This is a genomic window from Paenibacillus xylanilyticus (genome assembly GCF_009664365.1).
Lineage (GTDB): Bacteria > Bacillota > Bacilli > Paenibacillales > Paenibacillaceae > Paenibacillus > Paenibacillus xylanilyticus_A.
This window is the reverse complement of the sequence record NZ_CP044310.1, coordinates 3,860,848-3,882,069: the sequence shown is the minus strand read 5'-3', so window position 1 is coordinate 3,882,069 and position 21,222 is coordinate 3,860,848. Positions and strand designations below refer to the sequence as shown.

The 21,222-nt window shown below is 45.2% G+C and carries 16 protein-coding genes; 11 read left to right on the top strand and 5 right to left on the bottom strand.

The annotated features are described in order from the left end of the window. The first annotated feature begins 11 nt into the window (after nt 1-11). A complete protein-coding gene (locus F4V51_RS17060) occupies nt 12-2,264 on the top strand; it encodes a glycoside hydrolase family 3 N-terminal domain-containing protein (RefSeq protein ID WP_153978961.1) in 2,253 nt (750 codons plus the stop codon). 127 nt (nt 2,265-2,391) lie between these two features. Here the strand turns inward: F4V51_RS17060 and F4V51_RS17055 are convergent, their stop codons facing one another. Beyond that, nucleotides 2,392-2,946 carry a GNAT family N-acetyltransferase gene (locus F4V51_RS17055; RefSeq protein WP_153980743.1) on the bottom strand — a complete coding sequence of 185 codons (555 nt, stop codon included), beginning with the start codon at nt 2,944-2,946 and terminating at the stop codon, nt 2,392-2,394. Between the two features lie 536 nt (nt 2,947-3,482). Between F4V51_RS17055 and codB the strand changes: the two genes are divergently transcribed. Together codB and F4V51_RS17045 are read left to right on the top strand one after the other, a co-directional pair. Further along, complete coding sequence (codB, locus tag F4V51_RS17050; RefSeq protein WP_153978960.1) at nt 3,483-4,760, top strand: cytosine permease; 1,278 nt, start codon at nt 3,483-3,485, stop codon at nt 4,758-4,760. Then, nucleotides 4,729-5,997, top strand: a complete 1,269-nt coding sequence (locus F4V51_RS17045) for a cytosine deaminase (protein ID WP_153978959.1) — start codon at nt 4,729-4,731, stop codon at nt 5,995-5,997. The genes codB and F4V51_RS17045 overlap by 32 nt, the downstream gene beginning before the upstream one ends. Before the next feature lie 179 nt (nt 5,998-6,176). Here F4V51_RS17045 and F4V51_RS17040 read toward each other — a convergent pair whose 3' ends face one another. Then, complete coding sequence (locus F4V51_RS17040) at nt 6,177-7,649, bottom strand: MocR-like pyridoxine biosynthesis transcription factor PdxR (RefSeq protein WP_153978958.1); 1,473 nt, start codon at nt 7,647-7,649, stop codon at nt 6,177-6,179. A 213-nt stretch (nt 7,650-7,862) separates the two neighbouring features. Here F4V51_RS17040 and pdxS point away from each other — a divergent pair, with 213 nt between their 5' ends. The 4 genes from pdxS (at nt 7,863) to F4V51_RS17020 (ending at nt 15,192) form a co-directional block, all read left to right on the top strand. Further along, nucleotides 7,863-8,747: a pyridoxal 5'-phosphate synthase lyase subunit PdxS gene (gene pdxS / locus F4V51_RS17035; protein ID WP_201281223.1), complete on the top strand. Its 885-nt coding sequence runs from the start codon at nt 7,863-7,865 to the stop codon at nt 8,745-8,747. A 209-nt stretch (nt 8,748-8,956) separates the two neighbouring features. Beyond that, entirely contained in the window at nt 8,957-11,470 is a 2,514-nt protein-coding gene (locus F4V51_RS17030; RefSeq protein ID WP_236146579.1) for a GH39 family glycosyl hydrolase, read from the top strand. A gap of 201 nt (nt 11,471-11,671) precedes the next feature. Beyond that, nucleotides 11,672-12,904, top strand: coding sequence for a PTS sugar transporter subunit IIC (locus F4V51_RS17025; protein ID WP_153978956.1), 1,233 nt, complete (start codon nt 11,672-11,674; stop codon nt 12,902-12,904). A 17-nt stretch (nt 12,905-12,921) separates the two neighbouring features. Next, nucleotides 12,922-15,192 carry a beta-glucosidase family protein gene (locus F4V51_RS17020; protein ID WP_153978955.1) on the top strand — a complete coding sequence of 757 codons (2,271 nt, stop codon included), beginning with the start codon at nt 12,922-12,924 and terminating at the stop codon, nt 15,190-15,192. Between the two features lie 98 nt (nt 15,193-15,290). Here F4V51_RS17020 and F4V51_RS17015 read toward each other — a convergent pair whose 3' ends face one another. Next, nucleotides 15,291-16,232 carry a DMT family transporter gene (locus F4V51_RS17015; RefSeq protein ID WP_236146578.1) on the bottom strand — a complete coding sequence of 314 codons (942 nt, stop codon included), beginning with the start codon at nt 16,230-16,232 and terminating at the stop codon, nt 15,291-15,293. A gap of 194 nt (nt 16,233-16,426) precedes the next feature. Here F4V51_RS17015 and F4V51_RS17010 point away from each other — a divergent pair, with 194 nt between their 5' ends. After that, nucleotides 16,427-16,915: an NUDIX hydrolase gene (locus tag F4V51_RS17010; protein WP_153978954.1), complete on the top strand. Its 489-nt coding sequence runs from the start codon at nt 16,427-16,429 to the stop codon at nt 16,913-16,915. Between the two features lie 568 nt (nt 16,916-17,483). Here the strand turns inward: F4V51_RS17010 and F4V51_RS17005 are convergent. Then, nucleotides 17,484-18,035, bottom strand: coding sequence for a TetR/AcrR family transcriptional regulator (locus F4V51_RS17005; protein ID WP_153978953.1), 552 nt, complete (start codon nt 18,033-18,035; stop codon nt 17,484-17,486). A gap of 208 nt (nt 18,036-18,243) precedes the next feature. Here F4V51_RS17005 and F4V51_RS17000 point away from each other — a divergent pair, with 208 nt between their 5' ends. The 3 genes from F4V51_RS17000 (at nt 18,244) to F4V51_RS16990 (ending at nt 20,201) form a co-directional block, all read left to right on the top strand. Next, nucleotides 18,244-19,008 carry a carboxymuconolactone decarboxylase family protein gene (locus F4V51_RS17000; RefSeq protein WP_153978952.1) on the top strand — a complete coding sequence of 255 codons (765 nt, stop codon included), beginning with the start codon at nt 18,244-18,246 and terminating at the stop codon, nt 19,006-19,008. Between the two features lie 30 nt (nt 19,009-19,038). Then, nucleotides 19,039-19,452: a cupin domain-containing protein gene (locus F4V51_RS16995; protein ID WP_153978951.1), complete on the top strand. Its 414-nt coding sequence runs from the start codon at nt 19,039-19,041 to the stop codon at nt 19,450-19,452. 209 nt (nt 19,453-19,661) lie between these two features. Then, complete coding sequence (locus tag F4V51_RS16990; protein ID WP_153978950.1) at nt 19,662-20,201, top strand: GNAT family N-acetyltransferase; 540 nt, start codon at nt 19,662-19,664, stop codon at nt 20,199-20,201. Between the two features lie 139 nt (nt 20,202-20,340). Here the strand turns inward: F4V51_RS16990 and F4V51_RS16985 are convergent, their stop codons facing one another. Then, the gene (locus F4V51_RS16985; protein WP_153978949.1) at nt 20,341-21,126 is read right to left on the bottom strand and encodes a helix-turn-helix domain-containing protein; all 786 of its coding nucleotides are present in this window, start codon (nt 21,124-21,126) and stop codon (nt 20,341-20,343) included. Nucleotides 21,127-21,222: the final 96 nt, after the last annotated feature.

The following is a 21,222-nucleotide window of genomic DNA, read 5'->3' as shown; positions in this document are numbered from 1 at the left end:
GAGTGATACAAATGCAGCGAAAAATGCTAGGCATATTCGGCGCCGTTCTCGGCTCCATGCTCATATGGGCGGGAAATGCAGCAGCCGAAGAACGTTTTAATGATCTACAGTATTCCAAGTGGGCAGAAGACGGTATTGAGTACATGGCGAAGCGGGGAACTGTCGCAGGGTATGGAGATGGGAAATTTAAACCCGCAGGGCTTGTCACAAGAGCACAGGCGGTCACCTTTCTGGTGCGGGAGCTATATCCTGAACAGCTTGAGAAGCCTGCTGAAGGTACGACTTACTCGGATGTTCCCAAGACACACGCCTTTACTAAAGAAATTGCGATAGCTTCTAAAAATGGACTTGCCAGCGGATTCCCGGATGGTTCCTTTCGTCCGGATGCACCGCTAAGCCGCGCTGAAACTGCAGCTTTCTTAACGCGCGCATATTCTCTATCGGAAGGCAAGCAAACCGCCAATTGGTCCGATACGGAAAGCCATTGGGCAGCAGCGCCCATTCTCGTCATGAGCTCCAATAGTTTGGTCGGCGGATATTCAGATGGCACCTACCGTCCGAATCAAACGGTCACGCGAGCAGAATATGCCGTATTTATGTCACGATTGATTCAGTTCGAACGCCAAGCAGCCATTCAGGCACAGGATTGGGACAAGCTAATTTCTTATATGACCGTGAGTGAGCAGGTCGGTCAGATGCTTATGCCTGACATTCGGCAGTGGAATGGTAAAGTGACCACGACCGTTAATGAAGGGTTGAAAAGCAGCATCCATAATCAGGATCTGGGCGGCTTAATCCTGTTCGATAAAAATATTGTAGACACTCGGCAGGTCACAACGTTTACGCACAATCTGCAAATGGAAGCAGGGGACATTCCGATGTTTCTTGGCATTGACCAGGAGGGAGGCGTTATTAAGCGAATCCCTGGAGGCACCAATTTGCCGGGTCAAATGGCTCTAGGCGCAACCGGAGATTCAGGCCTGGCCGAAGCGGCTGGACAGCTGACGGGAGAAGAGCTGAAAGCACTGGGACTGAACATCAACTTTGCGCCAGTGCTGGATATTAACAGCAATCCGGACAACCCGATCATCGGTATGCGATCATTCAGTTCAGATGCAGATCTGGTCACCAGACTTGGTCTCGCAACGATAACAGGGCTGCGGCAATCGGGCGTTATTGCGGCAGTTAAGCATTTTCCAGGACACGGGGACACGATGGTTGACTCCCATCTCGGATTGCCGGTCCTGACGCATAATCGCGAGCGGCTCGATTCGGTGGAACTGAAACCTTTTCAGGCAGCAATCGAGAACGGGGTAGAGATGATCATGACTGCTCACATTGCTTTTCCTGCCATAGACAACGAACAGGTCACTTCGCTTAAAGACGGACAACGCGTGCCTGTTCCTGCTACGTTATCCAAAAAGGTATTGAATGGTCTGCTTCGGGAAGAGCTGGGATATGAGGGGATTATTATTTCAGATGCATTCACCATGGATGGAATAGCGGAGCATTTTGGTGAAGACCAAGCGGTAGAACGGGCAGTCAACGCCGGTGTGGATATCATCCTAATGCCGCAGAATTCTGCCGCTGCTCACCAAACACTCGTGAATGCGGTGAAGAACGGAACGATTCCGATCGATACCATTCATGCATCCGTTGAGCGCATTTTGGAGCTGAAAGCGAAGTATGGCTTGTTTGAACGTAGTGAGAGCCTTACGTCTAAGCTAGCCAAGCTTAACCAAGTTATCGGTTCACAGGCACATCGCGAGGTGGAGCGGGAAATTGCAGAGCGAGCAGTGACCCTGTTGGCCAGCCGTGACGGTAAACGCTCGGATTCATTGCAACAAGGAGATCGGGTCGTTATTGTTGCAGCGGAAGAAGAGCAAGCCAAGCAGCTTGAGAGACAGTTGAAGCAGGCATCCAATACCCTGTCGTTAAAGACGGACATTGCCCTAATTGGACAAGCACAAACGAAAGAGACGGTTGCCAAAGCCGATTATGTCATCCTGGCTTCCTACCAGTTCCGTAACGTAGCCAGCCAGTTTGGATGGAGCGCTTATCAAGCCTTAATCAATGAGATGAACACTCGAAATCAACGCTACACGCTGTTGTCACTCGGCAACCCTTATGAAACAATATATCTGAAGAACATTCGCTCAGGACTTGCTGTTTATGGCAAACAGGAGCCCAATACGGAAGCCGGAATCAACGTGCTGCTTGGTCATCAAGAAGCTACCGGCAAGTTGCCAGTGAAAACGAATTAAAACCTATTGATAATAATCAAAAAAATTAATCAAAAAGATAATCAAAAAATAGTTAAAAGACGGACTGCAGCTTACGGAGTCCGTCTTTTAATTTTGATCTTTTGGATTCACCAGTATAAAAAATAAATTAATTGATATTTTTGTAATAAACCAAATGGTCCGTCCATTCATCATATTCGCGTATGAAGCCTTTGCGTATACATTCAAATTCCATACCTACGTGTTCAGCAAGTTTTATTGAAGGGGTATTATCCAAATTAATATGGGCTTCTATACGGTGAAATTTCAAATGTTCAAATGCTATATTAAGAGCTTCTTTTACTGCTTCTTTGCCGTATCCTTGCCTCCAATATTGATTATGGATCGTATAGCCGAAGCTGGCCCATTGAAAATTAGCTCTGGCTAAGGTTGCAATATCAATGGTACCCAGATGGGTACCATCTTCCTTTCTAAATACCCCAAATACATAAACCGCATCTGTGCATGCTAGCTCTTGATGTCGATCTACCAAATGATGGAACCAATCTCGTGTGCATTCCGTCATGTCCACTTTCCCTTGATCATGACGATGTTGGGAGGGGAAGCGGTTTTCGAATGCATACAACCAATTGATATAATCGTCTTTTTGTAAAGGTCTGATGATTAATCGCTCTGTCTCTGACCTATAATCAAATTTCACCATAGTCAATTTTAACGTGACATCTCCTTTAGATTGGATTGCTGCTTCCATGAACGTACGTTTTTGTTTCGAGAATCAAGCTTATATGCCATGGTCATCACACCTTTCAGACTTAACCAGATCAAGCAAGGCCAGTTTATCACAGGATGGATCTGTTGAGAACAAGGATGCAAGGATAATCGTTAACGAAGATATGAAGGGCTATTCATACTTAAAACATAAAAAAGGTCTAAGAAGAAAAGCTTGATTCCATAACTGTTTTATCGTGTTTGGATAATAATGACATTGACATCTGTGGCGTTTTTCAAAATAATAGAACGTAATTGAATACTGGTACCTTTAATTCAGTCCAGAGAGGCTGGCAAGGGCAGCGGATTTTTATAATCACGCATGAAACAGGGCATATTCCGTTCAGGGATGCTCTGCGTCTTCGCGCGGATTATGATGCAAAAAAGAGGCTACTTGTCAGTTAAGACCTGACGAGTTGCCTCTTTTTTCTGCTTTTTGGTATCAGGACACTTTAAGTTGGGGGTATTCTGATGAGCAAACAAGATCAAGAATTTTCATGGCAGGCAGTGCCAAAAACGCAGAGAAACCATTTTTGGAAGACATTGTCCGTTATGCTGGGGTTCACGTTCTTCTCAGCAAGCATGCTGGCAGGAGGAACACTTGGTGTCAGCTTAACGTTTATGGAGTTCATTGGTATCGTGCTTGCGGGTAATTTGGTGCTCGGGATCTATACGGGAGCACTGGCACATATCGCGTCGAAGACAGGCTTGTCCACACATTTGCTGGCCAAATATGCATTCGGTGAGAAAGGGTCGTATCTGCCTTCGTTCCTGCTCGGATTTACGCAGGTTGGATGGTTCGGTGTCGGCGTAGCGATGTTCGCGATTCCTGTTGCCAAAGCGATGGATTGGAATGTGTACCTGTTAATCTTTGTGTTTGGTCTCGCCATGACGGCATCTGCAATCTTCGGGATGAAGTCACTTGTCATTTTGGGTTATATTGCAGTTCCGGCTATTGCCATTCTCGGGAGTTACTCCATGTTGCAAGGAACAGACACACTGGGCGGTCTGCAAGGATTATTTGATTACACGCCAGCACAGTCGCTCACTGCAGCAGCCGCACTAACCATTTGTATCGGATCATTTATCAGCGGGGGAACGTTAACGCCAGACTTTGCCCGTTTTGCCCGTACGTCACGCCAGGCAGTCATCGCAACTGTCATTGCATTCTTCTTGGGTAATTCACTCATGTTCCTGTTCGGTGCAGTCGGCGCCATGGCCTATAACCTGGCAGATATTTCGGAAGTCATGTTCCTGCAAGGTTTGATCATTCCGGCGATCATCGTTCTGGGATTGAATATCTGGACAACGAACGACAATGCTCTATATGCTTCGGGACTTGGTTTTGCCAACATCACTAAAATTTCGAAGAAATTCTTCGTTATCGTTAACGGCATCGTGGGTACCATCTTTGCGATGTGGATGTATAACAACTTCGTTGGCTTCCTGAATGTACTCGGCGCAGCCGTACCGTCCATCGGGGCCATCATCATTGCAGATTACTTCTTCGTGAAGCGCAGAAATTATAAACCGTTTGCCGAGATGACTTTCAAAACGGTAAACTGGATAGCGATGGCGGCTTGGGCGATCGGTGTGGCATTCGCTCAGCTTGCACCAGGAGTAACGCCGTTGAATGCACTTCTTGGTACAGCGGTAGCCTATATTGTACTTATGCTGATCGTTTCTGCGAAAGAATCCAAAGAAAAGGGGAAAATGAATGATTATACAGAACGCGAAATTGCGGGGTAAAGAAGGTCTATGGAATATCGTCGTAAAAGACGGGAAGTTCGAACAAATCACGCAGGAGCCAGCGGCTGCTGCGAATGAGGAAGTCGTCGACGTGGGCGGTTCGCTTGTACTGCCACCGTTCATTGAGCCTCATATTCATCTGGATACAACGTTAACGGCAGGTGAGCCGGAATGGAATTTGAGCGGTACGCTGTTCGAAGGCATTCAGCGGTGGTCCGAACGCAAAGCATTTTTGACACATGAAGACGTGAAGACACGTTCCAAAACGGCGCTGAAATGGCAAATGGCGCAGGGCATCCAGCATGTGCGGACACATGTGGACGTAACAGATCCAAGCTTGACGGCAGTTAAAGCGATGCTTGAAGTGAAAGAAGAGATGTCGCCTTACATTGACATCCAGCTGGTCGCTTTCCCGCAGGAAGGTATTCATTCCTATCCCAACGGTGCGGAGCTGCTTGAAGAATCGCTGAAAATGGGCGTTGACGTTGTGGGAGGCATTCCGCACTTCGAATTCACGCGAGAATACGGCGTCGATTCAATGAAGATTGCATTTGACCTGGCTGAGAAATATGACCGTCTAATCGACATTCACTGTGATGAAATCGATGATGAGCAATCCCGTTTTGTCGAAGTCGTGGCCAAGGAAGCCTATGAACGTGGACTGGGTTCCCGCACGACAGCGAGTCATACAACGGCCATGGGGTCATACAATGATGCATATACGTACAAGCTGTTCAGATTGCTGAAAATGGCTGACCTGAACTTCGTATCCAACCCACTGGTTAACATCCACCTGCAGGGTCGCTTCGATACGTATCCGAAAAGAAGAGGACTGACACGTGTCAAAGAGCTGCAGGAAGCAGGTCTGAACGTGTGCTTTGGTCACGATGACATCTTCGATCCATGGTATCCACTCGGAACAGGTAACATGCTTCAGGTGCTGCATATGGGGATCCATGCTTCGCAGCTGCTTGGTTACGATCAGATCGTCAATTCCATTGACCTGATTACCAAAAACAGCGCAAGAACGCTCCATATCGAGGATGTGTACGGCATTGAAGAAGGCAAGCCTGCCAACTTCATCGTTCTGGAAGCAGAGAATGAATATGAAGCCATCCGTAAACAAGCCGGTGTGCTCTACTCGTTCAGAGGCGGCCGCAAAATCGCGGAAACGAAACCACGGGATACATCGATCATTCTTGAAGGCGGTTTGGAGAAGGTAACATTTAATAAATAAGCAATGAGATTGAAATGAATTAGGCCCATTATACATGAAGCATTCTCCAGGCATTAATTATAAAAATCCCCTCGGGGTGGCAGGATCAATCAGAAATCACATCTAATCGTGAATTCTTCCTGCCACACATGAGGGGATTTTTTACTGTTATTAAAGAGATAAAGTATCTCATGATTAGACTAGACCAATACAGCTTTTTGTAATCTCGCTACGCCTTCCTGGATCTGTGCATCCGACAAATGGGCAAAGGATAAATAAATACCCACCTTTATGCCATCCGATGTTGAGCTGCTGACTTCTGAGTAGCGCACCCCTTCTGATCTTGCAGATGAACGAAAGGCTTCATAAGCTGAGGCTGTACCTCGCCACCAGCCGAATACGTGCAGACCCGCTTCATTTTCCACCCAATCAAACCATGTAGAGAGCTGCTGATTCAACAGTTTAAGTAACATATGGAACTTGCGGCTGTACAGACGATTCATTCTGCGCAGATGGCGCTCATACTGACCACTTGTCATAAATGCGGCGAGCGCCCGCTGTTCAATTAGATTGACAGGTCTTGGCTCATATAAAGCCTGGGCCTTTCTAAACGTGTCTGCCAGGGTGGGAGGAAGGACTACATAACCCAGACGGACTTCAAAAGGCAATGTTTTGGTGAAGCTTCCAAGGTAAATGACGCGTCCTTCTTTATCGAGTGTCTTCAGAGGTTCAACATGCATTCCGCGGTATCGGAACTCACTGTCGTAATCATCCTCGACAATCATGGCATCCCGGCGATGTGCCCAGTCCAGCAGGGTTTGTCTGCGTTCAAGACTAAGCATTTCGCCTGTTGGAAATTGCCTTGACGGCGTGACAAACAGCATACGTGCATCCCAGTTTTGAGGAACCAGTCCCTGACCATCGAGACTCGCTTCAATCAACTTGGCGCCTGAAGCCATAATGGCTTGAGAAATCCCGACATAACAAGGGCTTTCTGTCACAACATGGTCGCCCGGGTCTGCGAGCAATTGAGTGAGCAGCGCTATAGCCTGCATGGAACCTGCAGTAACGGCGATATGATCCGCATCAACATGAATCCCCCGCATTCTCCGCAGGTAGGCAGCAATGGCTTCTCTTAATTTCGGGTCTCCTGTTGAGCTAACAGAGGCAGAAGCATGGATAACGTTCTCCTCACGATGGCGTATCTCTGCATACAATCGATTATTCCATTCATCGTAAGGGAACTTGGAAAGATCGGGCTGATATTTGCTGAAGTCGATCACTTCGCTGTTCTCTTTGCTGTGATCACGAGCTTGTGCCGATTGTTGGACGGTCTGCTGCTCAAGCTGCTGGATACGATTTCCCCAAGCAGATAAATGATGAGTACAGGATTTTACCGGGTAATCCTCATTGCTAAAATCTGCTTGATAAGCAACAAAGGTACCTCTGCCGTGCTCTGACTGAAGGTAACCTTGGGCAGTTAACGTATCATAGACTTGGTTCACGGTTCCCCGGGATATGTGATATGACGCTGCTAACTCCCTTGTGGAAGGTAACTTTTCGCCGTATACGAGGTTACCATCATGAATAGCGTCACGAACCGCATGATAGAGAGCCTTCATTTTGGTATATTGTCGGTTCAAATATGAACTGTACGCTAGATGAAATTGCATAGATCCTCCAATGATTGTATAAAGTGGTTCAACACATTCAAAGTGGTACAATAAAATCCGGTGATATTGGATCTTTTTATGTATCCATTCTCATTTTATACTAATTCATAGTTTAAGGGGAAACAATAGTGGCATCGAAAAATAGATCATTTACTTTGTTGTAATAAGATGTCCTTTTTGAAATCAATCAAAAGTTAAACTGGGAGGATTACAATCATGCAAACAGGTACAGATCGTGTTAAAAGAGGAATGGCTGAAATGCAAAAAGGTGGCGTCATCATGGACGTCATGAATGCGGAACAGGCTAAAATTGCGGAAGCAGCTGGGGCAACAGCTGTTATGGCTCTTGAGCGGGTACCTTCTGATATTCGCGCAGCTGGCGGTGTAGCTCGCATGGCAGATCCAACGATCGTTGAAGAGGTTATGAAAGTGGTATCCATTCCGGTGATGGCCAAAGCGCGTATCGGTCATTACATTGAAGCCAAAGTGCTTGAGTCCCTGGGCGTGGACTATCTCGATGAGAGTGAAGTACTGACACCTGCAGACGAAGTATTCCATATTGATAAACATGAGTTCACTGTACCATTTGTATGTGGAGCCAAAGATCTCGGAGAGGCTCTTCGCCGCATTGGTGAAGGCGCATCGATGATTCGTACCAAAGGTGAGCCGGGAACAGGCAATATTGTTGAAGCGGTTCGTCATATGCGTCTGATTAACAGCCAAATCCGCAAAGCCCAAAGCATGTCCAAGGACGAGTTGTATGCTGAAGCGAAAAACCTGGGTGTGTCTTATGAGCTTCTGCTCGAAGTACATGAGAACGGCAAGCTTCCAGTTGTTAACTTTGCTGCAGGTGGGGTAGCCACTCCGGCAGATGCTGCACTTATGATGCATTTGGGCGCAGACGGCGTATTCGTTGGATCCGGCATTTTCAAATCGGACAGCCCTGAGAAGTTCGCTCGTGCCATTGTTGAAGCGACAACACATTACACGGATTACAAACTGATTGCCGAAGTGTCCAAAAACCTGGGTGCCCCGATGAAAGGGATCGAGATTTCCAAACTGTCTGCGGATGAGCGTATGTCCGATCGCGGTTGGTAAGAAATAAGGGATTTCGATATGAAGTAGGTAGTCTCAATAGATAGAAAAGAAAGCCGATCAGTTGAGTATAATTGATCGGCTTTTTTGTTATTCTTTTGGAACAATGTAGGGAGGTTCCAAAAGGAAGACAATGAAAGTAACGGATGTGAAATGGACTGCACATTGATATCTTCAAAACGCTGTGTCTATAATAAGCGGTATGAAGGAAGGTGCAGACCATTCGCTATCTATATGAGTTTATTCAACATCACGACGATCTGCCGATGAAACTCTTCGTGAACTCAGTGAAACATATCGATTTCCATTGGCATAAGGAAGTGGAGGTTGTCTATGTTCTCCATGGTTCAATCAACATGTATTTGGACCAGCAGCAGTATACATTGCATGCAGATGATTTGATTGTGGTAAACAGCATGTCCGTGCACAAGATGGAACGAACCAATCAGGATAACGTGTTATTAACATTGCAGTTTGGTCCGGAGTTGATGAACAATAATGCGTTTATCTCCTGTAACTCTGCCTTGAACGTGGAGCAGGACGTTCCCCGGCTGCTTAGCATCAAACAACATCTTGCGCAGATGGTGTGGGAGATCAACAAAAAAACGCCGGGATATCAAAATTTCACCATGGGCAGATTACAAATGTTATGCGGCTTCCTTCAGAGGCATTTTTCAAATGGAACGAATCCAACGTTGGAAGAAGGAAGTAAGGATTATGACTATAAAAGGCTGAACAGGGTCCTCACATATATTGATATTCACTATAATGAGAAGATTACGCTGCAGGATATGGCACATTCCGAGCATTTAAGCTTGCATTATTTTTCCCACTTCTTTACGGACAAGATCGGGATACCTTTCCAAAAGTATCTGACCCTTATTCGCCTGGAGAAAGCTCAGGCCCAGCTGGCAGCAAATGATAAAAAAATATCCGAAATCGCACTGGATTGCGGATTCGCCAACATCAAGCTGTTTAACAAATACTTCAAGGAAAAGTACGGCTGTACGCCAGGTTCCTACCGTGAAGCTTCGCGTACACCGGAGCCCCATGAGTTGAATGTGAACCGCAAGCCCAAAACGTATGAGGAATCTTCTAGCGGAGATTATTACGAGATGGAAACGATGAACGCAATTGCCTCGCTGTATCGATATCTGGATCCCAGGGGCGACGCGGAACACGAGATGCTCCCTGTATCGTCTGCACATCTGTCAGACCAAACCCGCATAGAGGTTCATACGGATCAGACGTCGTTCGTCTATGAAAAGCACTGGAATATTACCATGACGGCGGGGAGAGCCATCGAAGGTTTGCGTGAAGATTGGCGGAAGCAGCTGTCTGCTCTGAAAGGCAGAGTACCTTTTCAGTACATTCGATTTCACGGCATATTTAATGATGAGATGATGGTGTACAGCGAAACAGAGCAAGGTACTCCTGTCTATAACTGGTCTTATGTGGACAAGTTGTATGATTTCCTGCTGGATCAGGGAGTTCGGCCATTCGTGGAATTAAGCTTTATGCCGAGCCAGCTGGCGAGATCCAAGGAAACGTTGTTTTGGTGGAGGGGGAATATTAGTCCGCCATCCGACCCTGCCAAGTGGCAGGCCCTTGTTCGCGAATTCATCAGGCACTGTTTGAATCGTTATGGGGCGGATGAAGTGAAGAAGTGGTACTTCGAAGTATGGAACGAGCCTGACTTGGCTGGTGTTTGTTGGGCAGGAAGCAAGGAAGAATATTTCGCTTTTTACGAATTGACTGCCCATGCCATCAAAACTGTACTGCCCGATCTGAGAGTGGGAGGCCCTGCGATGGGGTATGGATCTCTTTGGAACGACACCTGGGCTGAGGAGTTTCTGTCATACTGCGGGAAGCATGAAGTTGCTCTCGACTTTTTCTCGTTCCATATCTATTCGGAGTATCCGAAGCTAAAAGTGGAAGAGGATCGTTTAACTCAAATCATGCCGCCATCCTTCTATAAGGAAAGTATTGATCTTCTTCGGCAGAAAATGAAGGTGTCTTCGTACGGCCATGTTGAACTCCATGTCACCGAGTGGAACTTTTCGCTGTATGACCGTAACTTGCTGCACGATACCATGTTCATGGCTCCGTTCGTCATTTATCACACTATGAATACACTCGGTGATGTGAAAGCCATGGCTTTTTGGTCTTTTACCGATGTATTCGAAGAAAGTATCGTTCCAACTTCTCCTTTCTATGGGGGCTTTGGTCTGATCAATCGCGATGGTCTGAAGAAACCTAGCTATTATGCATTTGAGCTTATGCAGAAGCTGGGTGATGAGCTGCTAATCAAGGGAGACGGTTATGTCGGAACCCGAAAAAGTGACGGAAGCATGCAATTTCTGTTCTATCATTATGTGCATGTAGATCAGCTGTTTGCGAGTGGAGATTGGTCTGAATTATCCTGTTCAACCCGTTATGACGTATTTGAGGAGAAGGGCAGCAAGGCTTTTGAACTCATGCTTAACAAGCTCCCAGGGCCATATAAATGCACCAGTTATCAACTCGATCGGGATCATGGCTCCGTATTTGATGAGTGGACACGCATGGGATCGCCATATTCGTTAACGGAAGAAGAAATCTCTTATCTAGATGGCAGGAGCGGACCCTTCATGAGGACAGAGATAATTAGGGATGAGTGTTGGCGCAAAGAGATTTTGCTCCCCCCACATGGCGTGATGCTCCTCATTTTAAATAGACAATATTAAAAAAAGTATCCTTAAGGCATCCTTTCGGTAATGGAGGGATGTTTTTTGTTGTTTATTTCTTGTACAGGCAGGCAAGCTAGAACGTAGGACTAGAAATGGGCAAAAAACGAACCATCAAGTGGCAAGTTCCAACAAGAAAGCGTTCACACGAATCGATATACTATGGTTGTGGCAGCTAAGAGGAAGACAGGGGGAGTTTGGATGAAGCGGTTCATGAAATGGATGACAGATTCGTTTGCGCCAAGGTTGGAGGCGTTTACGAATAATATTTGGGTTTCTTCGATTCAAGAAGCCATTATGGTCGCCATTCCGATGATTTTCATCGGTTCGATTATTACATTGATTTCAATTTTGCAGGACTTTATTCCGGGAATGCCGGACCTGACACCGATCACGACGTTCAGTTTCGGTTTGCTTGGGTTGTTTATTGCTTTCCTGACGCCTTATGTGGTGATGGAAAAAAAGGAGCGGCACAAAATCAAGCTGCTGGCGGGAATGACGGGGGTATCCCTGTTCGCTATGCTGCTTAACCCGACAATAAACGAAGATGGTACCATTCAGTTCATCCTTGAACGATTTGGACCTTCGGGAATGATCACAGCACTCTTGGTGGGAGTATTCGTTGCTCTTGTGATGATCATGTGCAACAAATTTTCGTTCTTCAAAAAGGGGTCTTCACTTCCCGAATTCATTATGGACTGGTTCGACTTTCTCGTACCGATCGCCCTGGTATTAACCACAGGATGGGTTCTCGTATATCAGCTTCATTTTGATATTTTTGGACTGATTGTAAACATATTTGAGCCAATCAATGCTGTAGGACAGAGTTTAACTGGATTTTTATTATTTAATTTTATCGGCGTAGTGCTCTATTCCTTCGGCGTAAGCCCATGGGTAATGACACCGATCTGGTACGCGATCTGGATACCTGCAATAGAGCAGAATGCTTCTCTCGTTGCAGCCGGACAAGATCCGGTCAATATCAACACATTTGAAACCTTCTTTTCCGGATGGCTTGGTATTGGTGGGATGGGAGCAACCTTGCCGTTAGTGGTCTGGTTCCTGATGGCACGATCCAAAAAGCTGAAATCGGTCGGCAAAGCGACCATCATTCCGTCCTTGTTCAACATCAATGAACCTGTCGTGTACGGAGCGCCAATTGCCTTTAATCCGCTGCTTATGGTGCCGATGTGGATCAACGCACTCATCACGCCGGTGATTGTATACCTCGCTCTAGACTGGGGTTGGGTGCGGATTCCAAGCCAGATCTTCCAGCTATGGTACACGCCGATTGGCCTGTCCACCTACATTATGTCCGGGTTTAACGGTCTTATTTTGCTGGCTGTGGTTCTGCTCATTGTATTTGCCGTATGGTTTCCGTTTTTCAAACTGTATGATGCACAAGAACTGAAGAAAGAACAGGAACAAAATTAAAAAAAAGGGTGAGAACCATGGATAAATCGATTAATGAATTGCTGCACGCAATGACACTTGCCGAGAAAGCTTCACTCTGCGCGGGATTAAATATGTGGATGACGAAGGGAATCGAGCGGTTGAACATTCCGCCAGTTCATATGTACGACGGAACCAATGGGATCCGTAAAACGAACAGCGATGAGGAAATGGGCATCACAACGGAAAATGTACCTGCAACCTGTTACCCTACGGGTTCGGCCATCGGTTCTTCGTGGAACACGGAATTGCTGCATGAGGTCGGAGTGGCTCTAGGACGGGAATCGAAAGCCATGGATGTAGAGCTGCTGCTTGGTCCGGGTGTCAATATGAAAAGAACACCGCTTGGCGGTAGAAATTTCGAATACTATTCGGAAGACCCGTGCTTGACGGGAGAACTTGGCGCAGCGTTCATTAATGGGATTCAAAGTGAAGGTGTAGGTGCTTCTGTCAAACACTTTGCGGGAAATAATCAGGAGTTTGAGAAAATGGTGACCAGTTCGGAAATCGATGAGCGGACACTGCGCGAAATTTACCTGAGCGCCTTTGAACGAATTATTAAGAAATCCGATCCTTGGACGGTCATGTGCTCTTATAACTTATTGAATGGAACGTACACGAGTGAGAACGAGCATTTGCTGCATGACATTTTGAGAGAAGAATGGAGTTATGAAGGCGTTGTGCTATCCGACTGGACAGCTGTCAATGATCGCATCCGCGGACTGAAGGCTGGACTTGATCTGGAGATGCCAGGTCCTGCTCATTACAATGCCAAAGCCATCATTGAGGCGATTCAGAACGGAAGCCTTTCCGAGGAACAATTGGATCGAAGCGTGGGTCGCATTTTGAAGCTGGTCGAACGGGTAACGGGCAACAAAGGCGAGGGGACTTCTGAAGATGCGGATTACCATGCACTTGCTCGTAAAGCGGCAGCCGAAAGTATTGTGCTTCTGAAAAATGAAAACGCGATTCTTCCGCTGCAGCCGGAATCATTGGGGTCCATTGCGGTAATTGGGCGCTTTGCCAAGAAGCCTCGAATTCAGGGGGCAGGCAGTGCGAAGGTAACGCCGACAAGAGTCGACATTCCGTGGGACGAGATAAAGAATCTGGCCGGCGAGAATATTACGATGGGATATTCAGAAGGATACCCGGAGGATGACTCCATTCACGATGAGTTAATTCAGGAGAGCGTCACATTAGCCAAGAATTCCGATGTTGCTGTACTGTTTGTTGGCCAGCCGGAATATGCCGAATCGGAGATGCGTGATCTGCAAGGCATTGACCTTCCCGAGCATCAAGTGAAATTGATTATGGCGGTAGCCGCGGTTCAGCCCAAGTGCATAGTCGTAACCAGCAGCGGCACCGCACTCGCCATGCGTCCATGGGTACAGCATGTGCCTGGTGTGATTCACTCGTGGTTGTCGGGTCAAGGCATGGGTAAAGTGGTTGCAGATGTATTATTCGGACAAACGAATCCATCGGGTAAGCTGTCGGAGACCTTCCCTGTGAAGCTATCGGACAACCCGTCCCATATGCGAATTCGCGGAGAGAATGGTAAGCTGTATTATCGTGAAGGTCTTTTTGTAGGATATCGATACTATGACCGGAAAGAACTGGCTCCTCAATTCCCGTTTGGGCATGGATTGTCCTATACATCGTTCTCATATTCGGATCTGGAAGTGGCTCAGACGAATACTGGCGTCACTGTTTCTTTCCAATTAAAAAACACAGGTAAGCGCAAAGGGAAAGAAGTTGTTCAATTGTACGTACACGATGAAAAGTGCACATGGACTCGTCCGGAGAAAGAGTTGAAAGCCTTTGTCAAAATCGAACTGGAGCCTGGTGAGAAACGCAAGATTACCTTTGATCTGGAAGAGAGAGATTTTTCGTACTATAACACCAAGTATAACCGCTGGGTAGCAGAGACCGGATACTTCCAAATTTCGCTGGGCAGCTCGTCCAAAGACATCCGAATCACGGAACGTCTCCATTGTGACTTCGGGAAAGAAGAGATTACGTTTCACAAATTCAGCCTTCTGAGCGAATGGATGAGTGATCCGGCAGCAAAAGGGGAATTGGAAAAATGTCTGAATGACATGAACGAGCATGTGACAGATAAGGTATATCTTAATGAGGAATTTGTGGGATTTTGGGAAGACTTCCCGATGATCAAAGTATTCCAAATGTTCGGTCAACAATGGATGAATGAGCGTTCACCTGATGAGGTTATTCATGAACTTATTGCCAGGGTTAACCAGGCACGAAAATAATAAATAAAGTTAAGAAAAACCAAGTTCGATCCCGTAAAAAGGAGATGAACTTGGTTTTTCTGTCGTTCCAGGACAGATTGTTTACAAACAGCTGCATGCTAGGCAGAGCTTGCTCGATTCACGATGTAAATGCCGATCGACACGAACAGGAGGGCAATCAGATTTTTCAGTTCCATAATGCTTTCGCCCAAAAATACAGCTGATAGCAATGCGCCAAACACGGGGATAAGGAAGTTGTAGACAGACACTTTGCCTACTTTGTTGTATTTAAGAAGCATATTCCATAAACAAAATGCCGTCGATGACAGTAGTACCAGATAAATTAAGTTACTGGTGGATTCCAGGGTGAAATGTGTAACCTGTCCGCCGAGCAGCAGACCGAGCAGAGCCAGCGTCAATCCGCCGACAAACAGGCTGAAACCCGTCACGACCAATACATCCATGGAAGAGGTTAAATGCTTCGCGTAGATGGCCGTAATGGAAAATATGAAAGCAGCTGCCATGACGAAGCCTTCACCTGTAAACGAAACGGAAAATGAGAGGAGATCGGTATTGAAATTCACAATGATGACACCGATAAAGCCCAGCACGCAGCCAATCACTTTTTTATTGCTTAGCTTGTCATTTTGATACAGGAAATGGGCCAGCACCACACTGAAAAAGGTAGCTGTTGCGTTCACAATGGAGCCTTTAACACCAGTCGTGTTGGATACACCTATGTAAAAAAACATATACTGAAGGCCTGTTTGCATGACTCCCAGCATAGAGAGACTGGTCCATTGCCGTCCAGATAGAGCGAACTTCCGTTTTCCAATCAGTCGGTATAGGATCAGAAGCAGCAAGCCTGCGAGTATAAATCGATACCCTGCAAATACAAACTTGGAACCCATATCTTCTGGCATGATGTTAAAAGCGATATACCCTAGTTTAATCGATGGGAAAGCACTTCCCCATAGCAAGCAGCACAGGCTTGCGATTAAGGTTACAACCCGTGGATCGGTTAATCTGTGCGGTTTCTCCATTCCTTGAATCTCATTCACTTGTAATCTTCTCCTCAGCAAGTAGTGCGTTTGTTATGCAACAAATACATTCTAGACCATATCACATTTCCCGCGGCTTGTATCCAAAAGTTGATTGGACTAAGCATTAAGGAAAAGGAATATGTGTTTTATGCAGGAAGCTGTATGAAGGATGTGGAATTTATATACAGATTTTCTGTAGAGGAGGTGGTTAGATGGTCTTTCCAACCCATATTGTATCGGCAGGTGGAATTGTAGAAGACGGACATGGAAATATCCTGTTAGTAAAAGCTCATGACGATGGCTGGGTGTACCCAGGCGGGATTACTGAGGTAGGAGAAAACCTGATTGATGGCGTGATCCGTGAGATCAAGGAAGAAAGCGGGATAGACGCCAGTGTGAGTCATTTGATTAGTGTTGTCTCGAATACAGCAGTACATAAGTGGTATGACGGTGTGACGGATGTTCCGACAAAGGTCATGTTTGATTTTGTGTGCAAATTAGAAGGTGGAGAATTAGCTGCATCTGAGGAAACGAGCGAGTGCAGGTGGGTTCCAAAGGAACAGGTGCTGGATTATATTACACTACCTGCAATTCGCATGCGTTATGAAGCGTATCTGAATTTTCAAGGTTCAGTGAATTACGTGGAGTATGTCACTGCGACAACATCGGAGTGTAACACCAAGCTCCATCGACATGTTTAGCTGCACGGGTGCTTGCCGCTTGAATAAAGTTATGTGCAGATGCTCAAGCGTCAATGGGTAGAACAGCTGTTGATTGAACATAGGAGAGCAGTCGATTCATTGGATCGACTGCTCTTATTCATACAGGCAGAAGATCGATGCGACAATATGACCTTAATGATAGATATGCCGTTTCATAAAATACAAAAAGTCGCTCTGCATCGAGCCCAGCGTAAGAATCTTTCTGGGAATCATGAATTTCCATCGCCGGCCTTGAACGTGGAATGACCATGTTGCAGACAATAAGGTGCCAGAATGATATTTTTGATCTTGTAATTCTGCTGTTTGGAATTCAATGGTACGTACAACTTTAGTCGAAAAAAAATTGAGGAAGAGGATGATTAATTTATCCTCATTGATGAGCAATATAGCCCGGCTTGTCTTCGCTGACCAGCTCTGTGGTGTGGAATAACATATGTACATGTCAGGTTCTCTATAAGATTGAGTTAGCCGATTCATCAATTTTTTGGTAATAAAAATCATGGCTCAATGCTCCTTCTGCTGTGATATCTCATTCTGTAACTCGTTCCTAGAAATTCCGATCCAACAAAACCCCTACTTGTTCTGCAATAACCTGAGTTGACTCCGTAATTCCATTGGTAAGCCACGCTTCGACGATCTCCACGATTGCCGCTCCAAAGAAATTAAGAAGGATCTCCTTGCTTAATCCCTGATTTATTCCTTCGGTTATATTCACTTCGCCCTCTAATTCTTCAATAACAAATGCAAGAAAATGATGACGAAATACAGAGGCACCCTTGCTTGATAACATGGCTGAAAAGAAGGGAAGATGGTGTTCAAAGTATTCAAACCAGAGGAGAATTCCCTCTGCAAAACTTAAGTCAGATGCGGCTTCGCATATTCTGCGTAGCTCGTTAATGTGTTCTTCAATAAGTTTGTCGAGCAAATCAAATTTATCCATGTAATGATCATAGATCGTTCTACGACCGACGTTTGCCCGGTGGGAAATGCCCTGAATCGTAATTTGATCCAGATTTTTCTCAGACATCAGTTGAGTGAATGCATTCTTGATCGCATCTTGAGATTTTTGTACTCTTCGATCCAATTTCAATTTGGACATGAGGGTTCACTCCTTTCCAGAGGGTAGTCGCACATTATTTCAAATTTGTGCAATAACGCACGAATGAAGAAGGTTTGTTTATTGAAGGGGTGCCACTTTCCATTTATATTATACACATGTGCGGTAACGCATCAATATGTATGATCTCAATCAATTATTTTTCCTTCACTGAATTAATAGAATAGAAACCTACGGGGGGGCGAAACACTTGGATCGAATTGAAAAGAGCAAGGAAAAATACCAACAACTATTTGGTGAGGGAGTACCTTCTTCCTATGAAACAGATCCTGAGTTTCAGGACATTCTAAGCCGTTTCATCTTTGGAGAAGTGTTCTATCAAGGTGCTCTGACGGACATTCAGCGGGAACTGCTAACCTTGGTAATCCTCACAGTCAACCAGACGTTACCTCAGCTCAGGGCCCATGTAAGTGCGGCATTGAATGTTGGAGTGAATCCGTTAGAAATTAAAGAGGCCGTTTACCAGTGTGCCCCATATATCGGTTTTCCGAAAACATTAAACGCCATTGATGAAGTGAATGAGGTGTTCAGATCCCGTAATATTGCACTGCCTATAGAAAGCCAAAGCCAGGTCTCAGAACATAGTCGTTTGGAAAAAGGGCTTGCTGTACAGATTGAGATTTTTGGTGATGTCATTGAAAAAATGAGAGCAAGCGCCCCTTCGAACCAGAAGCATATTCAGGAGTATCTTTCGGCTTTTTGCTTCGGTGATTTCTATACCCGTGACGGACTTGATTTGAGAATCCGGGAATTGTTAACACTGGCTATGGTCAGTGCATTGGGAGGAGCCGAAGGCCAAGTTAAGGCACATGTGCAGGGAAATATTAATGTGGGAAATGACAAGGAATCGCTGATTGCAGCGATCACACATTGTCTGCCTTATATAGGTTTTCCAAGGACACTCAATGCACTTGCTTGCATAAATGAAGTTATTCCGGAAAATGAAGAGCAATAATTTTTAATCAACAGATTGGAGGAATTAGCTATGGCAAAACATGAAGAGGTAAAGAACGGCGTTATATTTCCGGTAGGAGAGAAGAATGAAGCTTTTGCATCATATTTTGTGGGACAGAGCTATCTTCAAACCTTGGTTGCAGATCCGAAAGTGAATGTTGGTGTAGGGAACGTGACCTTTGAGCCAGGCTGCCGAAACAACTGGCATATTCACCGTGACGGATTTCAGATACTGTTAGTTACCGGTGGGGAAGGGTGGTATCAGGAGGAAGGCAAATCTGCTCAATTCCTGACAGCCGGCGATGTTATGGTTACGCATGATGGTGTAAAACACTGGCATGGTGCCGCAAAAGACAGCTGGTTTGAACATATAGCGATTACTGCAGGTACACCTGAATGGCTAGAACCTGTTACGGATGAAGTTTACGAGAGTGCGACGAACTGAACCACCAGATTCTCATATACTAATAGTTTAGAGTGAACGAATGAGACACCCGTAAGGGTGTTTCTTGTTGCTTTCTACATACTGGGATTAAGTGATTAAATTAATTCGTATAGAAGTTTATTGCGTTAATATAAAAGGGTTTTTGTGAACCAGTGTAGAAAGGCAATGGATAAAGGTTTAAATCATTACATTTGTTTAGGAGGAGTCATTTGAGAATAGATCAGGTATTTGAATTCGAAATTGGTGTGGAGCTTAGCGAGAAAATACAAGCGTTATTAATCAAAAGCTTTCCTGAAGTTTATCCTGTGGATCGAATTTACTTCAAGCAAGTACCGCAGTTTAGATTCTTGGCTTTTAACGATGAGAATGAACTCGTAGGGCAAGTGGGTCTGGATTACAGAGTGATGAATCTAAATGGTAAACGTATTAGAGTCCTTGGTGTGATTGATTTGTGCGTCTCACAAAACGAGCGTTCGCAAGGGCTGGGTTCCAAGCTGCTTAAGGAAATTGATGCATTCTCAATCGGTAGGAATATTGATTTTCATCTTCTGTTTGCAGATAACATGGCTTTGTATCTAAAGCATGGATATAAAAAAGTTGAAAATCGAGTAAAGTGGTTGAAGATTAATGATGAATTACAATTGACGAACGGAATAGGTCACGAGCCGATAAGCGAAATCATGATCAAGGAAGTAAGTGAGATGAGTTGGGATGAAGGGGAGCTGGACTTGCTAGGTTATCTTTATTAGGATTGCGCTCATGTTGGATATCGTACATAAGGAAAGTGTATGACCAAATCAGTAGCCCATTAAACCGTTAATTCGTAAACTAGAATAACGGTTTTTTGCAATTTTATAGAACGGAATATGATAACCAAATAAACACACCTCAACTGGGCTCAATTCTGAATCTGTATTTCCTGGGAGAAACACCAACAAATTTTTTGAACTGCCTCATAAAATGGGTGTCATTCTCATATCCACATGCATACGCAATCTGATTAACGGAGAGCTCACTGTGATCCAAAAGATATTTGGCATGGTCAAGCCGGGCATGAATCATATCCGTCATTACGGAACAACCAAATAGCTCTTTATAGATGTGTTGAAAGTAGGATTTGCTCATATTTAATCGTGAAGCTTGTTCTGTTACGGTTAGTTTTTGCTGAGGAGAGCGATAGATGTCGTTGCGCAGTTCTGTAAATTGAATGTAATAACGGCTAAGTTGGTGGAGAGCAGTTCTTGCTCGCAAGTCACTTAATTTCATGAAGAAAGACCGAAGGTCGCAATCGATAATACGCTCACGCAGCTTTCCATCCAATCTGAGGCACTTCTGAAGTTCCACAATGCTTCTGGAGATCAACAAGGGATCTGAAGCTTCAATAAGCGTGTCCACAGGAAATTGAATACTTAGGAGAAATTCGTGGAAATCGCTGCCGTTACAGTGGAACCAATCGTTAATAAATGGACTCTCCAGCTCACGGTAATAATGAGGCGTTTGAGGTTGAAACAAAATGAAGGTATTCTTCTCCACCGTGCTTGTGTTGTCATGCAATCTTACTTCTGCTCTGCTGTTAAAAAACACAAAGGTGTAATTTTCCGAACCATTTGGCCGGTTTCTCACAATCCCTTCATGGTGAATGGTACGATAACCGCAAGAAAGTAACGTAAGCATGCCTTATCCTCCTCAGCACAATAGGTCAGTTTTTGATGATTATAGTGTATTGTTCACGTCTAAACAACCTTCTATAATTTTCTGAAAATGATTATT

Bases quoted from the DNA above. Each gene is read 5' to 3' on its own strand.
- F4V51_RS17060 (WP_153978961.1), top strand. From the start codon at position 12: ATGCAGCGAAAAATGCTAGGCATATTCGGCGCCGTTCTCGGCTCCATG.
- F4V51_RS17055 (WP_153980743.1), bottom strand. From the start codon at position 2,946: ATGGTGAAATTTGATTATAGGTCAGAGACAGAGCGATTAATCATCAGA.
- codB (WP_153978960.1), top strand. From the start codon at position 3,483: ATGAGCAAACAAGATCAAGAATTTTCATGGCAGGCAGTGCCAAAAACG.
- F4V51_RS17045 (WP_153978959.1), top strand. From the start codon at position 4,729: ATGATTATACAGAACGCGAAATTGCGGGGTAAAGAAGGTCTATGGAAT.
- F4V51_RS17040 (WP_153978958.1), bottom strand. From the start codon at position 7,649: ATGCAATTTCATCTAGCGTACAGTTCATATTTGAACCGACAATATACC.
- F4V51_RS17025 (WP_153978956.1), top strand. From the start codon at position 11,672: ATGAAGCGGTTCATGAAATGGATGACAGATTCGTTTGCGCCAAGGTTG.
- F4V51_RS17020 (WP_153978955.1), top strand. From the start codon at position 12,922: ATGGATAAATCGATTAATGAATTGCTGCACGCAATGACACTTGCCGAG.
- F4V51_RS17010 (WP_153978954.1), top strand. From the start codon at position 16,427: ATGGTCTTTCCAACCCATATTGTATCGGCAGGTGGAATTGTAGAAGAC.
- F4V51_RS17005 (WP_153978953.1), bottom strand. From the start codon at position 18,035: ATGTCCAAATTGAAATTGGATCGAAGAGTACAAAAATCTCAAGATGCG.
- F4V51_RS16995 (WP_153978951.1), top strand. From the start codon at position 19,039: ATGGCAAAACATGAAGAGGTAAAGAACGGCGTTATATTTCCGGTAGGA.
- F4V51_RS16985 (WP_153978949.1), bottom strand. From the start codon at position 21,126: ATGCTTACGTTACTTTCTTGCGGTTATCGTACCATTCACCATGAAGGG.